General features: G+C 53.5%; 10 protein-coding genes and 1 pseudogene. 4 read left to right on the forward strand and 7 right to left on the reverse strand.

Annotation, left to right across the window (positions count from 1 at the left end):
- Positions 1-20: 20 nt before the first annotated feature.
- The 4 genes from JJD74_RS12095 to JJD74_RS12110 all read right to left on the reverse strand — a co-directional run bounded on the left by JJD74_RS12095 (position 21) and on the right by JJD74_RS12110 (position 7292).
- Positions 21-3143: a type I restriction endonuclease subunit R gene (locus JJD74_RS12095; RefSeq protein ID WP_200614013.1), complete on the reverse strand. Its 3123-nt coding sequence runs from the start codon at positions 3141-3143 to the stop codon at positions 21-23.
- Positions 3144-3294: 151 nt separating this feature from the next.
- Positions 3295-4233, reverse strand: coding sequence for a COG2958 family protein (locus JJD74_RS12100; RefSeq protein WP_200614015.1), 939 nt, complete (start codon positions 4231-4233; stop codon positions 3295-3297).
- Between the two features lies 1 nt (position 4234).
- Positions 4235-5572 (reverse strand): restriction endonuclease subunit S, encoded by a 1338-nt coding sequence (locus JJD74_RS12105; protein ID WP_200614018.1) that lies wholly within the window; start codon positions 5570-5572, stop codon positions 4235-4237.
- Positions 5562-7292 carry a class I SAM-dependent DNA methyltransferase gene (locus tag JJD74_RS12110; RefSeq protein WP_200614020.1) on the reverse strand — a complete coding sequence of 577 codons (1731 nt, stop codon included), beginning with the start codon at positions 7290-7292 and terminating at the stop codon, positions 5562-5564. The genes JJD74_RS12105 and JJD74_RS12110 overlap by 11 nt, the downstream gene beginning before the upstream one ends.
- Positions 7293-7796: 504 nt before the next feature.
- On the opposite strand from JJD74_RS12110, the pseudogene JJD74_RS31445 reads away from it, so the two are divergent.
- A pseudogene (locus tag JJD74_RS31445) lies at positions 7797-7865 on the forward strand (SEC-C metal-binding domain-containing protein); the annotation flags it as partial.
- 3 nt (positions 7866-7868) lie between these two features.
- Positions 7869-9392 carry a hypothetical protein gene (locus JJD74_RS12115; protein WP_234451718.1) on the forward strand — a complete coding sequence of 508 codons (1524 nt, stop codon included), beginning with the start codon at positions 7869-7871 and terminating at the stop codon, positions 9390-9392.
- A 73-nt stretch (positions 9393-9465) separates the two neighbouring features.
- Here the strand turns inward: JJD74_RS12115 and JJD74_RS12120 are convergent, their stop codons facing one another.
- From JJD74_RS12120 to JJD74_RS12130, 3 genes are all read right to left on the reverse strand, one after another.
- Positions 9466-10083: a recombinase family protein gene (locus JJD74_RS12120; protein WP_200614025.1), complete on the reverse strand. Its 618-nt coding sequence runs from the start codon at positions 10081-10083 to the stop codon at positions 9466-9468.
- A gap of 300 nt (positions 10084-10383) precedes the next feature.
- Complete coding sequence (locus JJD74_RS12125) at positions 10384-10746, reverse strand: DUF1413 domain-containing protein (RefSeq protein ID WP_200614026.1); 363 nt, start codon at positions 10744-10746, stop codon at positions 10384-10386.
- A 762-nt stretch (positions 10747-11508) separates the two neighbouring features.
- Complete coding sequence (locus JJD74_RS12130; protein WP_200614028.1) at positions 11509-12024, reverse strand: hypothetical protein; 516 nt, start codon at positions 12022-12024, stop codon at positions 11509-11511.
- Positions 12025-12444: 420 nt separating this feature from the next.
- Here JJD74_RS12130 and JJD74_RS12135 point away from each other — a divergent pair, with 420 nt between their 5' ends.
- Positions 12445-13617 carry a hypothetical protein gene (locus tag JJD74_RS12135; protein ID WP_200614030.1) on the forward strand — a complete coding sequence of 391 codons (1173 nt, stop codon included), beginning with the start codon at positions 12445-12447 and terminating at the stop codon, positions 13615-13617.
- Between the two features lie 321 nt (positions 13618-13938).
- Positions 13939-14787, forward strand: coding sequence for a hypothetical protein (locus JJD74_RS12140; protein ID WP_200614032.1), 849 nt, complete (start codon positions 13939-13941; stop codon positions 14785-14787).
- Positions 14788-16124: the final 1337 nt, after the last annotated feature.

The raw sequence follows: 16124 nt of genomic DNA on the forward strand, positions 1-16124 counted from the left end.
TGTCGTCTCATGGCTCACGCCTATAGCCACGCTTCACAGAGTGTCTCCGCCTGATTGAGTATCAACTGGGCCGCTTCCTCGGCTTTATCCGGCGGGTACTTGTACTTACGCAGAATTCGCCGTACCAGGATGCGCAATTTGGCCCGCACACTCTCACGGCTGCTCCAATCGACACTGACGTTAGCCCGCAAACTGGCAGTCAGTTCGTGGGCAATTTTGGCCAGGATCTCGTCACCCAGTTCGCGTACCGAGGCCTCGTTGTTGGCCAAGGCATCGTAGAACGCCAGCTCGTCATCGTTGAGTCCCAGTGCGTCGCCGCGTTGACTGGCAGCGGCGAACTTCTTGGCCATCTCGATCAGCTCTTCGATGACCTGGGCGGTTTCAATCGAGCGGTTCTGGTAGCGCTTGATCACATTGGCCAGCAGTTCGGAGAACTTCTTCTCTTGGACCAGGTTGGTGCTGTAACGGCTCTTGATCTCGCCTTCGAGCAAGCGCTCCAACAGCTCTACCGCTAGATTCTTCTCGGGCAGGTTGCGCACTTCGGCGAGAAACGCATCGTCGAGCAGGCCGATATTGGGCTTCTCTAAGCCAACGGCTTCAAAAATGTCCACCACCTCGCCTGAGACCACTGCATTGCCGATGATCTGGCGGATGGCCAACTCACGTTCTTCGTCGGTCTTTTTCTGCTGACTGACTTCACGCTTGATCAAGATCACCTTGATCGCCTGGAAGAACGCCACTTCCTCACGGACGGCTTTGGCTTCATCCAAGGTGCAGCACAGGGTGAAGGCTTTGCTCATGGCCAATGCAGTATCGGCATAGCGCTTCTTGCCGTCCTCCAAGCCCAACACATGGTTGGCGGCCCCGGCGAGGAGCTTGTGCCCGCCGGTAAGAAAATCGCTGCAGTCAAAACCATGCAGCAGGCTGCGCAAAACGTCGAGCTTCTCCTCCAGTACCGAATAGGCTTCATGGGCATCCACGGTCGGCCGTCCCTTGCCCTTGCTGCCGGTGTACTCCTTGAGAGCGGCTTTCAGCTCATTAGCAATACCGATGTAGTCGACCACCAGGCCGCCCTGCTTGTCCTTGAACACGCGGTTAACCCGGGCAATGGCCTGCATCAGGTTGTGGCCTTTCATGGGTTTGTCCACGTACAGGGTGTGAACGCACGGCGCATCGAAACCGGTTAACCACATGTCACGGACGATCACCAGCTTGAGTGGATCAAGCGGATCCTTGAAGCGTTTTTCCAGGCGTTTTTTGAGCTGTTTTGAATAGATGTGCGGTCGCAGCAAGGCCTTGTCCGACGCGCTGCCAGTCATGATGACTTTGATCGCGCCTTTCTCCAGACCTTCGTCATGCCATTCTGGACGCAGAGCTACGATCTCGTTGTACAGGTGCACACAGATCTCGCGACTCATGCCCACCACCATGGCCTTGCCGGGCATCTGCCCCATGCTAACCAGCCCCTGATTACGTTCCTCAAAGTGTGTAACCAGGTCGGCCGCCACGCTTTGAATCCGAGGCTCGGCCCCGACCACTTTTTCCAGGGCGGCCCAACGGCTTTTCAGCCGTGACTGCTGATCGTCCTCTTCATCTTCGGCCAGCTCATCGACCTGATCGTCGATAACGGGCAGCTCGCTGTCTTTCAAGGATAATTTGGCCAACCGCGATTCATAGTAGATGGCGACGGTTGCGCCGTCTTCAGTGGCCTGCTGCATGTCGTAGACGTGAATGTACTCACCAAACACCGAACGGGTGTCACGGTCTTCGCTGGACACCGGGGTGCCGGTAAAGGCCACGAACGTGGCGTTCGGCAGTGCATCACGCAGGTGTTGGGCATATCCCACCTGGTAACGGGTTTTGCTCTCGCCTGACTGTACCCCCTCCGAGGCTTTCAGCTCGGCGCCAAAGCCATACTGGGTGCGGTGCGCTTCGTCGGCGATAACCACGATATTCGCGCGCTCGGACAGCACCGGGAAGGTATCTTCATCCACCCCCGGCATGAACTTCTGGATCGTGGCGAAGACGATGCCGCCACTCGGTCGGTGGGCCAGCTTGCTGCGTAAGTCACCGCGTGACTCCACCTGGACGGGCTGTTCACGCAACAGATCCTGGGACAGCGAGAACACCCCGAACAACTGGCCATCCAGGTCGTTGCGGTCGGTGATCACCACGATGGTTGGGTTCTCCATCGCCGCTTCTTGCATCACCCGGGCAGCGAAGCAGGTCATGGTGATGCTCTTGCCCGAGCCTTGGGTGTGCCAGACCACCCCGCCTTTATGGCTGCCGCCGGGACGCGAGGCGCTGACCACTTGTTGGATAGCGGCGCGCACGGCGTGGAATTGATGATAACCGGCAATTTTCTTCACCAGCCGGCCGTCATCCTCAAACAGTACGAAGTACCGGAGGTAATCGAGCAGCATTGGCGGCGCCAAGGCACCCCGTACCAGGGTCTCTAGTTCGTTAAATTGCCCCAGCGGATCAAGATCCTGGCCGTCGATAGTGCGCCAGTTCATGAAGCGTTCGGCATCGGCCGACAAGGAGCCCATACGCGCCTCGCTGCCGTCGGCGATCACCAGGATTTCGTTGTAATGAAACAGGTCCTGGATCTGCTCCTTGTAAGTCTGGATCTGGTCAAAGGCCTTGCCTAGATCAGCTTTCACATCGGCCGGGTTCTTCAGCTCCAGCAACACCAATGGCAGGCCGTTGATGAACAGGATGATGTCCGGACGCCGGGTGTGTTTCGGCCCCTGGATGCTGAACTGATTGATGGCCAGCCAGTCGTTGGCTTTCACCTCAACCCAGTCGATCAGGCGAACGAAGTCGCCGCGAGTTTCGCCATCTTTTTGGTACTGCACCGGTACGCCGCTGACCAATAGGCGATGGAACAGGCGGTTGGCCGACAGCTGTACCGGTGGACCTAGCTCGAGCACCTGCTTGAGCGCATCTTCGCGTGCAGCCAGTGGCACTTTGGGATTGAGCTTGGCCATGGCGCTGCGCAGGCGCTCGACCAACACCACCTGGCGGTAGTTGTCACGCTCAGGGCTTTCGCCGTCATAAGCGATAGTCGGGCCGTACAGGTGGGTGTAGCCCACCTCTGCCAGCCAGCCGAGGGTTTCCTGTTCCAATTGGTCTTCGGTCATTCCACTGCACTTCCTGTGTTTAGTTCACCGGCCAGCTCCGCCTCGATCTCGGCAATGCTCGGCAGATTTCAGCCCAAGGTGTCGGGCAAATCGCCCAAAGACTCGAACTCAGGGCCGCTTGCCACCCCGTTGTGCAATAACGCTTGTGTCATCACGCGCTGGCCTCCCACTCGCTGGTCGACAATTCGCCGGTTTGGTGGAAGCGACGTATGCGACCGATGAATTCGGCGAAGTCTCCATTCTCTTCAGTCAGTCGGTTACACATATCCCAGTCGATTTCGCTGCGTTCGCGAGCAGGAATCAGAATCTGGCTTTCCGAGGGACTCTGGACATCGAGCTGAATAACCCCAATGCCATGAGCGGCGGCGAGCATGCGTAACTCTTTGAGCGTGCCGTCGCCCTCCACCGTGGCTCCCACCAGGTAGCCGAAATTTGCCCAAGATGAGTTGGACACGGCCTGGAAGAAACTCTTACGTGCATTGGAACGATTGAGCAGTAGTTTGATCTCAAAGGACCACAAGCGGGCACGACGCTCACCCGACACACGGACGCAGTCACGCAAATCTAGCGTCCAATCGGCAGTCAGGTTTTCTAGCCCCACCAGATCTGGGTGCAACCATTCGTTGCCACCACTGCCAGCACGGTTGGATGAACGTTTTTCGTTGATCCGCATGGCGTACACGCACTGCTCATCCGTCAGCAGGTATTCCGCCAGAATCGGATAGAGCGCCTGCTCACGCATCGGCGAGGACTCAGGCAGGGCTGATGGTACGAATGTTATTCCTTCAACTGCCGCCACCTCAGCGTTGGCATCCATGTCCGACCAGTAATAGTGACGTGGCCGTCCTTCGGTCGTTTTCAGTTGAGGATGCATCTGCTGCCAACGCGGGCGTGAACTAGAGAGTTCCGCCACCAATTGCTGTACCAGGTCATTGTCAGTATGGATATAGCTGGCACTGCCTGCTTTCTTGACCGCGCACTCTGCAGGAAACTGTTCGAATATCCATTGCGCCAGTTCGCGGGCGGTCTGCTGTGTGTCAGGAACGTCTTGCAAGCGTTCGATGACACGTTGACGCAGATTCAACGCCATATCAGACAGTCTCCAATAGGGCGTTATCGACGTTAGCTTCCGCTTCAGGTAGGCGCAGCTGGCCGGAAATTAGGCGCGGAAGCAGAGTGTCGCGGAGTTGGGTGAGAGTTTTGGCTTGTAGCTGAACCGTTTTGATTCGATCAAAGATCACGCTAACTGTTCTTTGAAATGCTGCAGCTACACCAGCGCTCGGAACGAGGATGGGGATTGCCTTAACCGTTTTGGAATTCACTGCATCGGCAATTGATGAGGTACTACTCAGCCTTGAGTAATCAAACTGTTTTAGGTGCAAATAGATGTACTCGCTAGCCAGCGGCGATTGTTCGTTGATCTTGAAATGAGCAATTGCTTCGTTTGTTGTCATCTCGCCACTGGTAATTGCAACCCTGCCAATCGTCATCTTGAAGCTCAGCAAAACCGTATTGTCAGGAACCCGTCGAACGTTAAAGCGGCTGATAGCATCAACTGTCAGGTATTCACTAGTTTCCGTCAAAAATGCGCCTGAGCTTCCCATGTCGCGTATAGATACCCATTGCACATCGTCAGAGCTCTCACTAAACCAGTGCGCCTCTTTTCGTGGAGGTGTCTTACCGATACCGACATCTGAGATGTCATCAAGGGTACTAACTATCCACCCCTTCGGCACCGTCCCAAAATTAGACTCTTCAAAGCTGTCAGGAAACAGCTCGGCAGTGGCGACATCCAAGGCTCCTGGCTCAAGCCCTTCAGCTTTGGCCCGCACCGGGTCGAAATCGACGAACCAGGATTTGAACAGCGCCTGAGCAATAGCTTCCAGCGTATCGTTGGTTTCGCGAAGCAGAGCGATACGGTCATCTATATTCTGCATAAAGTAGGATATAGCTATTTGCAAAGGATATGGTGGCAGTGGCAACTGAACCGACTTAAGATCCTTTAAATTAATTACCTGCTGCACAGACCCCTTGGAATGCGCTAAGAGGAGATTTCGGCCAACCTTGGAGCGCAGGAAAAACTGTACATAATTTGCATCTGCTTTTGAAGCGTCGATACGAATCAAACCTACCTGACGAGCTATATTCGCGCTGCGAAGTGTTACTGGTACAATCGCAACTTCACCTGGATTTCCAACCAAAGAAATTAAAAGTTCACCGCCTCTTAACAGAGTCCTTGAGTACTGCGATGAAATCTCCCTTGTGATTGTTCTCAATTGATTTGTGAGTACTCGTCCGGCAACAATATCCCCACCACGGATGAACTTAACTCCGTTTACGCACTCCACACCTGGCTTAACTACGCCGTAAGTTATGGGGGTTCCGTCGGTTAAATCTTCAAGTCGAGCAAGCGGCCACTCAGAACTCATAGCCCAACCCTCCCAGCTTCTGCCGGATCAACTGGTCGAGCTCCGTACCTTTGGCTAACTGCTCACCCAACAGAGCGGTGAGATTCTGCATCTTGTCGGCAAAGGCTTCATCGTCGTCTTCCACCGTTTCCGCACCAACATAGCGGCCAGGGGTCAGCACATGACCGTGCTCGGCAATTTCGGCGAGGGGTACGCTGCGGCAGAAACCGGCCACGTCAGCGTACTCGCCAATCTCTCCGCCCACATCCAGCGGCACGCCGCGCCAGTTGGCCACGGTTTGGGCAATGCGCTCGATGTCGCTGTCAAGCAGCTCGATCTGCACCCGGCTGACATTTGTACCAAGCTTGCGCGCATCGATAAACAGCACCTCGCCAGGACGAGCGACCTTCTGTTTAGTGAGGAACCACAGGCAGGCCGGGATCTGTGTGTTGAAGAACAACTGGCCGGGCAACGCGACCATCACTTCGACCACATCGGCTTCGACCATGGCGCGGCGGATGTCGCCTTCGCTATTCTGGCTGGAGCTCATCGAGCCGTTGGCCAGGACGATGCCGGCGCGGCCGCTGGTCTTGAGGTGAAACAGCATGTGCTGCAGCCAGGCGTAGTTGGCATTGCCATGCGGCGGCTTGCCATAGACCCAGCGCGGATCACCGTCGAGGCTACCGTGCCACCAGTCGCTAATATTGAACGGCGGGTTGGCCAGGACAAAGTCGGCGCGCAGGTCGCTGTGTTGGTTACGGGTAAAGGTGTCGGCTGGCTCACGGCCGAGATTGAAGTCGATGCCACGAATGGCCAGGTTCATCGCCGCCAAGCGCCAGGTGGTCGGGTTGGACTCCTGGCCGTAAATCGACACGTCGCCGAGCTTACCGCCGTGGGCTTCGATGAATTTTTCCGACTGGACGAACATGCCACCCGAGCCGCAGCAGGGGTCGTAGACCTTGCCGTGGTGCGGGTTGAGCACCGCGACCAAAGTCTTGACGATGCTCGCCGGGGTGTAGAACTGCCCGCCGCGCTTGCCTTCGGCGCTGGCAAACTGGCCAAGGAAGTATTCATACACCTGGCCGAGCAGGTCACGGGCCTGGTGGGCGTCACTGCTAAAGCCAATGATGGATATAAGATCGACCAGTTCGCCAAGCTTGCCGTCCGGCAACTGAGCCCGAGCGTAACGCTTGTCGAGGATATTTTTTAGCGACGGGTTTTCCGCTTCGATATCAGCCAGGGCTTCATCGATACGCTTGCCGATGTCAACCTGTTTAGCGTTGGCCCGCAGCGACTCCCAGCGTGCCACTTCCGGCACCCAGAACACATTCACTTCTTTGTAGTAGTCGCGCTCTTCCAGCTCGTTGGCCAGCAGTTCGGCGTCGTCACTGCCCAGGTAGTAGTCGTCACCGGCCTCGGCAAACCGCCGCTCCAGCTCGGCACGACGGCCGGCGAAGCTGTCGGAGATGTACTTGAGGAAGATCAGGCCGAGCACTAGGTGTTTGTACTCAGCAGCATCCATGTTGGCGCGCAGCTTGTCGGCGGTGGCCCACAGAGTCTTTTCCAGGTCTTGCAGGCTGGTGCTGGTGGGGTTGGCGATGGCTTTGCGCCCGGCCTTCTGTTTGGGAGCTTCGGGCTCGGCGCTGGCGATGGCCTCGCTGGGCGCCAAACGGGCGCGTGCAGCGCTAAGTGCTTGTTCGGCCAGACTGTTGGCCTGCTCGGCTTCGTGGTGATCCGCCATGGACAGCTCCTAACCTTCGACGCAGGTGCACTGCGCGCTGAAAACGAAACCCGAGCGCGGCGCGCAGGGGCAAAATATGGTCTGCATGATAACGGTCAGCTCGATCAGTGTCTGGCTGGCTTTGGCCGATCGCTGAGTAGCGGCATGCCATCATCCTTTTTTATATGTGAAAATGTCCTTTATCACACGTAATAACGTCAAACAGCGAACCCCCCCAAGGGGAAGGTTGGCAGTTCGAACTGCCCTGGGACACCATATAGTTCCTGCTTCTCATGACTTTCCCTGACAGATCGGTTTGACTGTGACAGCAGGGTGGCAGCAGCAGGCAATAAAAAAACCGTCGGGCCATGCTCGGACGGTTTTTTTTGTTTCTACAGATTGCTCGAAAACTAGGGCAGTGAACTCGCCTTCTACAGTCGAGATATTGCCGCTGATGGAGCTCTGCCTCAAGATCGGTGGGGATGACAGCTGCAGTCACGAAAGCCGCGAATGTGAGGCACAAATATGGCGAAGATAGGGCGAAACTCCCCTTGCCCCTGCGGAAGCGGTCGTAAATTCAAAAGATGCCATGGGGTAGTGGCGCACATTCCGCAGCTGCCCGCGCATTTAGTGCCGCATATGCTTGAAGCGAGGGATCGAGCAATTGCGCACCAGGTACAGCGGGAACGTCAGCAGGGGCTGGGACGTCCGATTGTTTCGATCGAAGCATCCGGTTATCGACTGGTTGCAGTCAGGAACAGGCTTCTGCACTCAAAGGGATGGCGAACATTCCACGACTTCCTTTGTGACTACATCAAAATAGCGATCGGCGTAGATTGGGGCAACGCGGAGTTAGCCAAACCTCTCGATCAGCGGCACCCTATCTTGGTTTGGTACCACCATCTGTGCGTGTATCAGCGGACGTTCATAAAAGATCAGGGGCAGGTCCATTCCGCGCCGATGACAGGGGCGGTTGCTGCCTACATGCACCTTGCATATGACCTGTATGCGCTCGATCACAACGCCGAACTGCAAGATAAACTAATTGGCCGCTTGAAGAACGGCGACAACTTCGCTGGAGCGCAGTATGAGGTGTACGTCTCAGCAACGCTCATTCGCGCAGGGTTTGACCTAGAGTTTGAGAACGAAGACGACCGGAGCAGTTCGCACTGCGAGTTTGTCGCCACTCACAAGCGCACGAATAAGCGCTTTTCGATCGAAGCCAAGCATCGAGCGGGCACAAAGTTTCGGCTCGGCCGTCAACTGAACCGCGCGCTGGCTAAGGCGGCGGACCACCAGCGCATAGTCTTCATCGATATAAACGTCCCTGATACTGCAGCGGGGAGCGACATACCGGATTATCTTCGGACTGCACTGGCAGATTTGAGAGCGTTCGAAGGGCGTGTAATCAATGGCAAGCCTTTGCCAGACGCCTACGTGGTCGTGACCAACACGCCATGGCATCACCATCTTCATACTGGGGCGTTTCGGTGCTCCACAATGGCGGATGGTTTCCAGATCCAAGATTTCAAACATGACACTCAATTTCCGAGCTTACGGGCTGCTATTGATGCGAGAGAGCGACATATCGAGATGCACGAACTGCTGCGCGTGATCCTCGATCACTCTGAAATTCCATCGACCTTTGACGGAGAGATTCCGGAATTCGCTTTTGGCGAGGGTGCCCCGAGATTGATTATTGGTCAGCGCTATCTCGTCAAAGATGAGGAGGGACGAGAACGACAAGGGGTGCTAACGACTGCAACAGTGATGGAAGCGGAGCGCAAAGCGTACTGTGGTCTAAGCTTCGACGACGGAACGGCGGTCATTTCCACATGGGATCTATCCGAAGGAGAAATGGCCGCATGGCATCGCCATCCCGATACTTTTTTCGGCACGCTGGGTCAGCGCAAGACGAAAGCCGACACACCTCTTGAGCTGTATGACTTCATCCTTCCAAGCTACAGCAACACGTCAAAAGAACGGCTGCTTGAGCTTATGTGCGGAGCACCGGACATGAGCGAACTTCAGATGCTCGACCAGTCGGCGCTGGCCAGTATCTATGCCGAGCGTTGTACTAACTCGACATTGGCGATGGTCCAGAAGGCACCATCGCTTTGAACGATAGAAAGGAGGTTGTATTGCCCGGATGGTTAGGGTCTCAATTTTCGAGGCGCTTGGGTAAGGCGGGACGTCATGGCAAGGCCAAATCTCGAATTCGTAGCACGGTAGTTGTAGAGCAGTTGGCGTGCCTAGCTGTTGCGCGGATACCCAGGCCGGCACCGAGCAATTCAATGACTCTCCTATGCAAATCTGAATCGATCGGGCGGCCTTGGTACTTGCCGGCGGCCTTGGCCTTTTCTATCCCTTGGGCCTGTCGTTCGCGGCGCTGTTCGTAATCCTTGCGCGCGATCGCCGCCATCATCTCCACCAGCATCGAGTTGATAGCGCCCAGCATCCGCCCGGTGAACTCGTCTCCCTTCGTGTCCTGCATTCCCTGGTGACTGGTCGGCAGATCGAGCGCGACGATGCGCAGGCCCTTGGAATCAATCGTGGCCTTGAGCTTCTGCCAGTCCTCCACCGGCAAGCGGGAAAGCCGGTCTATCGACTCCACCAGCAGCACGTCACCCTTGCGCGCATCTTTGAGCAGACGCAGCAACTCGGGCCGGTCCGCGGAGGCGCCGCTGGCATTCTCCAGATACACGCTCGCGATGACCTTGTTATGGTGGCTGGCGAACTGTTCAAGCGAGGCCTGGGCGCGGCTGGCGTCTTGCTCTTCAGTTGATGCTCGGAGATATGCGCGGATGAACATGATGTGCCTTCCGTATCAGTTAGGATGTTCTACTAATACTGTTGCACTATGGGTGTCACTTATCAAACGGAAAGGGCAAATAAATTTGAATATGCATGTATCAGCTCAGGCATACCCGATCAGCACACGACAACCAGCTTTAATTCGGTTGCCTCTGGCAGGCCACTTCTAGAAGTGCACCTTGCAAGCAAGGTTGTCCGCCCCTGCGGGGATTAGAGCGCTGAGCACAACCCCGCACTTCGGCGGGGCAGATACTGCGAGTCAGATGCCGGAAAATTTTTCAGCATCTAGGGGGCACAGTTACAGCTTTTGATAGATGGCTTTGTTACCGCTATTCCGGCGCAGCCATTTGGCGACACCTGAACCCTCGGCCTCTTTCCGAAAGCGACGACCAAGCGACTTTCGCTCCCCGCCGGTCATAAGATCCCAGTCCCCAGCATCTATCACGTCATCAAGTGAAAACTCTGCCTTGGATTTTATCTGTGCCACCCCCTCTATCGCCGCGAGAAGAAGTCCTTCAACTACCGTGTTTTCGGCGACTGGCTGGCTCAGTGCTTCCCGCAGCGTTTCCTCGATGAAGCTCTCTACCGAGGAACCAGCGTCTTGAGCATGGGTAAGCAGAGTGCTGAGCAGATCGTCTTGAATTTGAATGGTGACTAGCATTCGTGGAGCTCCCATGTAGGTTTATGGTTCATCATTTAACGAATCATTATAGCAATGAATCTATCATGAGTGAGTTAATGAGCGCAACTGCTTTGAAAAGGACTGCCCGAATGTGAGCCATGCCACGATGGAATCGCGCCTGCTCCGGCCTGCTGTCGGCTTCTGTCGGGGTTAACCAGCATTCAGCCGGGAGAGATGAGCTCAAAGCTGAGCGCTTCTCTGGTCAGCACCAAGGTGTGGTCATGTTCACCCCCCTTTCTTTGGCAATACCCTCAGATCTGAGTAGATTTCAAATCCAGAAAGGCGAACCCATTACGCAAGCAAAGGGGTACTACAGTGCGCAACCTGTAATCAGGTGACTGTGTCTTCACACGGGATGTGGTTTGGGGGCAAGTCAGTGCACCTACCCATGTGTCACGGATCTGGAGAGTTGGCTCCATTCAACGGCAAGGTGAACTAGTCCCTATGCCGGTGATCGCATAAGGCCGAATACGACCCAGAAGCGGCACTTACTGTCCCCGACCGCGTAGCCACAAAGAGTGGCGTCTTCTTCGTTTAGCCAACTGCCGTTTCTGCATTCTGGGGCGCAGCGAGAGTGATGACGAAAAGCGACATACCGACTCGAGTCGCTTCGCGGACGGCTGCTTCTGGCCGTTTTCAGCTAGACGCGAGGGGCAGAGAACGACCCAAAGCTGTCGTTGGCCAAGGGCAGAGATCGGCCAAATGCTGCCGGTCGAGCCGCATGAAAAATGAAAAGGCTCTTCAGTCCTGTTTCTTGAATTTAAATTTCTGTCCGAGCCATTTGAGTATTTTCTCGACGAGCTTTGCGTCTTTCTCCGAAAACATTAGCTCTGCACCCTCCGGTATTGCTGCCAGCCTGCGCTTGATTCCACGAATATGCACACTACGAAGTCCAATCACTCCGATACCAGCAACTACGGAGAGGCCGGCTACTGGGACAGCTATTGGAGTTGAAGAGATCAGACCAGCAGACATAAGCATGCCGGTGAGGCCAGTGGCTCCAATGGTCGTGCCAAAGATTCCTGCGCCACCAATGATCGCGCTGCCAGCACCGGTTACTGCTGCTGTACCTATTCCTAATGCCGCAAGAGCAGTGCCGCTCACCGCGTAGATAACTGTCGAAATCGCTGCGGTACTGAGATATGTGCCAGCCACATAGCCTGCCCCCGAGGTCACTATCATGCCTCCAGCGGCATGTGGAACCAATGCTCCACCAGCCGCGAGAGCTGCGAGAATAGGCACGATTGGTAGTGGCATGGTCTGCTCCTTTGAGACAGTTAGTCTTGGATTTCGCCCTCAACGATAGGCAATCAAAGCGCCAGACATCAAACTGCTAGCATGCTTCATTACGTCGAAAAAACTCGGTAAACCCTCGTCTTGCGCGCACCGCGACGGCAGTTTTGGTCCGCTGTAACCCCAAGGTGGCCGGAAATAAACTGCCAAAAGCAGATGCCCTGACGTGTCTATTCAATCAGTGGCGATTCAAGCTTGCCAGGAAGTCCATAGCGTGCGATTAGGTAAATCCAGGGCTTGTCTGAAAAATCGCTGAGCCCCGTTTGCGCAGCCTGACTGGTCTCACGCCCAGAAATGAGCGCTTTTTGAAACCTGAGAATAGCCTTCAGACCTCGGCCCGGACTTTTCAGATAGTACCTAATCTTAATAGCAAGGATGTTGTGAATGAGTATTTTAAAATCTATCCTCGGTTCCTTCGGTGGTAAGAGCAATCTCGTGGCGAAGTCCCTGACCGAGCGCGTCAAAAAAAAATCAAATACAGGGCTTGGCGCATTCGTAGATCTCAACAACGATCTGGGGCTGATGGTTGATGCGCTGCCGAGCAATGATCCAGCGATATTGATGCCCTATTATTACGCTCGCAGAGTAGTCAATGGCGGCATGTTCGCCCAGGGCGCAATCGACAAAACAGAATTCGATCGTGTCAACGCTTTGTTCTTTGGGATCATGGTTCAGATTGGGTCAGGGCTAACCCAGAGCGAGCAGGTAAAGTTCCAAGAAGAATCGCTCGACAGGGCTCTGGAACTGCTATTTAAGTACCTATTCGGTGCCACTCGACACAGCACTACTCTTCTTGTGAACGCTGCAATAGAAGGCGTTTCACTGCGAGATGCGCTTGTTGGCGGGCTCGATCAGGGGCAAGACAACTTGAAAAAGGTTGTTGAGGCGGCGATGTGCTACGACTGGGTTATGAAGCACGAATACTGCATGGCGTTCTTTGCTGCCGGATGGTGGGAACCGGGTGACGACATAGAAACCACCTCGGAAAAACTGTTGAAGTATTTCAAGTCGGTGAGCATCTCGTTTGAAGCTCAAGCGGTAGAACCGGATGAAGAAATGTATGTAATGCGAACTGATGAAAAACTGATGAATAAGCGCAATTCTAGGAGTGACATTTCAGGGCCAAAAAATAGAATCACTAATATTGCAGAAGCCTTTAACAGGCTCACTGAAGAATCTATGGGGTATATTGGAAAAACACTTTCCCCTAAACAGGCAGTAGACCTGATTGAGATGCACTCTGAGTTCTTCCCTGAAATCTTCTCAAACTGTAGCAACGATGTCGTAGCTGTGGCAATAATTATGAAATTGTCAGAAAACGCAATACATCATAAAGAGGTGAATTCTGTCTGCATGTTGTGCATCGCTGCTCTTTTGGCATCTAGAAACCTTATTGAGAAGGAGGATTTGCCCGACCATGAAGTTGCTTATGTATCGAACCTGCAGTCCAGTGCCTTTTCCATGCTAAAGGAAAACTATCGACAGGTTGATGTGGTAGTTGCCCGTAACTGGATAAGCGTAATCATGCTGACGTTTGCTCCGTTCCCATCCGAGTGAACACTTACAATGTAAGCACTGCTTCGGGTCGATACTGCCCTTGGTGACAGGCTCATTCGTGCCAGACGACAATCGGCCAAAAGCAGCTGTCGCTCAGCGTAGTACCAATGCCTCAACCTGACTTTGCACTATCCCTCGCGAGGGTCAATGGGATTTGTCCTTGGAACGACCACAAGCAGACAGCCAAACGCGGAGATCAAAGGTAACCAACGTGCAGACAGGAAAACGGTCGCTGATAGTAATATGCCTTCATGGATAGGGACCGGATACTCTCGTGTCCCTCTGTCCAGGTTACTCACGAGCTAAGACGCGGAGATTGGAATGTCCCTAGTTGGAACCGATAAGCTATCGATTGCTGCGATCATTAAGTCAGTAAAAATCGTCCAGCAAGCTGGCTACCTCAAAGATGCCGGTTCATGCGCTGGCCAAATCCTCTACGAAAACTACGAATACCTCATTCAACAATCGCTGCACGGCAACCTTAATTCCATTACGGAAATTTTTGGGATAGGAAAATCGAAGAGGGATGAGGACCTGATACGAGGCTACCTGCAATTGTTCTTTCCTGTGTACGCCAGCGTGGAGTCTGGAAAGTGCAGGCCAAAGAAAATGGAAGAGTTTTCGACAGACGAAACCAAGGCTTTGTTAATCGATTTTGAACTCTACAAGCGGTTGACAGAGGCCAAGGTAGAGGTAACCTTTGAAAAGCTGAAGGATATAAGGTACGAGGTCCGACTAGTGACGACGGATTGGAAGGCTTACCTCAAGTCATTTCTGAAATGGCCGTCCACTGATGCTCCCGCTTCGCTTTCAGAACTAGTTCAAGTTGGTTGGATTAAGGCTGGTTTGCTCAGCCACTTTGGCTATCACGTCGGAATGAGCGGGCAGCCATCCGCAATGAGAACTAGAATTCTCGATAAACTCTTCGTTGCTACTTTAGCGATTGACTATTTTGAAAAAAGCTATTTGTCTGAGTGGGCTAAGCCCTCCAGCCTCGAGCGGTTAATGAAAATGGCCAGGACGATTGCCGCTCTTTGTCGAAATGCCAAACGATCTCCGGGGAATTTCGCACAGGCAATTTACGATTGGGAAGAGGATCTTGAATATCTTCACCGGACTTACTACGAGACTTTCCTGAATCTGCAGGCCTATAATTGGCCTGAGACCTGAGCAGCGCCTCTATTGATCACGTAAGTGCCTAAATCTACCGGGTTTTACTGTGTTCCGTGCATCCATCCACCTGTAGGATATAGGACATTTGAACGTAGTCTGATCGGCACGCCCATGGTCTTGATGGAGGCGGGTCGGCAGCCCAAGTGGTTTCTTACCTCGCCAGGTTCAAACTCGGGCCGGTCATCCGGGTGACACTTTGGAGCGGTCTGCAGAGCATGGGCGACTTGTCCTGCATAAGTGCAAGTTAGCAGATTGCATCTGTTGTGCTGCCTTGCGTCAGCTATCGGGGGTATTCTTGTATGTGCTTTTGTATTTCGATATCGAGCTTCTCAAAAAAATCAACTAATACAGTTATAAAATGAGCGACAAATCCTGGGTGAATATTTACATATCCGGATTCTACTCCTGATAATTCAGCGGAACTAGCGATAAACCTATTTACCTTTGAGAATGGGTCTTCGGGTAGTAGGCCGCCACTATGGACGATAGTGTTTCTTACGAGGTTTACTCCTTTTATCTCCGGGAGTTCTGAGCCGAATGAGGAAAGGTTTAATCTAGCGACCTTTGTTAGAAACAAAAGCGCTCTTTCCACGCCTTGACCATATACTTCGTTTAGCTTTAGGTCGCTGCCAATGCTCTGATATAATATTTTGCATAAGGAGTTTAATTGATGCTCGAGAAAATTAAAGATTGTTATTAACAATGACTCCCTATGGAGATCAGGGTATTTAGATTGATTCAGATGAAGATCCGATGCGTAACTATCAATTAAATCGTCGTGGTTTTTCAGGATATTTCTCAAGAATCTCATTCAGTTCTTTCTGTAGGTTGTTGTCCCTCGCCCTCCATGATTCTTCTGTTTGCTCATTAAATGCCAGGAACTCAATTAATTCTTTCTTTGCCAAATGGCAGTGGATACATAGACCACTTTCAAAAAAATCTACCATTTAATCCGCCTTGCTGTTGACTGCTTAATTATTTTTGATATATACGGTGCATTCCGTTTGATTGGTATCACATAGCGCCCTCTTCCATGTGTCATCTCTTGCCATCATTGATCCCAACACTGGAACATAACATGGACGAAAAACTACAATCCGAAAAAAAGGTGGGTTGAGTTTATGAAGTTATCAGCAACGTGTCTACGGCCGAGGGTGAGCAACGTGCTTCCGTAGGTGACGGTTTGCTTCTGCGGAAATTTCTGTTCGCTTCAGGCCGCTATTGGCCGGTTTCTGCCCGCCACCAAGGGCAGAAATTGACCCATAGCCGGCGCCTGTTAGAAATAAGACCTTCCTCTTTCCTCCTCCAAAGACCCCGTCACGGCAAGGAGATAC

It is taken from the genome of Pseudomonas sp. MF6776, assembly GCF_016613125.1.
Classification (GTDB): Bacteria; Pseudomonadota; Gammaproteobacteria; order Pseudomonadales; family Pseudomonadaceae; genus Aquipseudomonas; species Aquipseudomonas iridis.

Coding starts and splice junctions, on each gene's coding strand:
- JJD74_RS12120 (WP_200614025.1), bottom strand. CDS start 10,083: ATGTTCATCCGCGCATATCTCCGAGCATCAACTGAAGAGCAAGACGCC.
- JJD74_RS12125 (WP_200614026.1), bottom strand. CDS start 10,746: ATGCTAGTCACCATTCAAATTCAAGACGATCTGCTCAGCACTCTGCTT.
- JJD74_RS12100 (WP_200614015.1), bottom strand. CDS start 4,233: ATGGCGTTGAATCTGCGTCAACGTGTCATCGAACGCTTGCAAGACGTT.
- JJD74_RS12095 (WP_200614013.1), bottom strand. CDS start 3,143: ATGACCGAAGACCAATTGGAACAGGAAACCCTCGGCTGGCTGGCAGAG.
- JJD74_RS12140 (WP_200614032.1), top strand. CDS start 13,939: ATGTCCCTAGTTGGAACCGATAAGCTATCGATTGCTGCGATCATTAAG.
- JJD74_RS12135 (WP_200614030.1), top strand. CDS start 12,445: ATGAGTATTTTAAAATCTATCCTCGGTTCCTTCGGTGGTAAGAGCAAT.
- JJD74_RS12105 (WP_200614018.1), bottom strand. CDS start 5,572: ATGAGTTCTGAGTGGCCGCTTGCTCGACTTGAAGATTTAACCGACGGA.
- JJD74_RS12110 (WP_200614020.1), bottom strand. CDS start 7,292: ATGGCGGATCACCACGAAGCCGAGCAGGCCAACAGTCTGGCCGAACAA.
- JJD74_RS12130 (WP_200614028.1), bottom strand. CDS start 12,024: ATGCCACTACCAATCGTGCCTATTCTCGCAGCTCTCGCGGCTGGTGGA.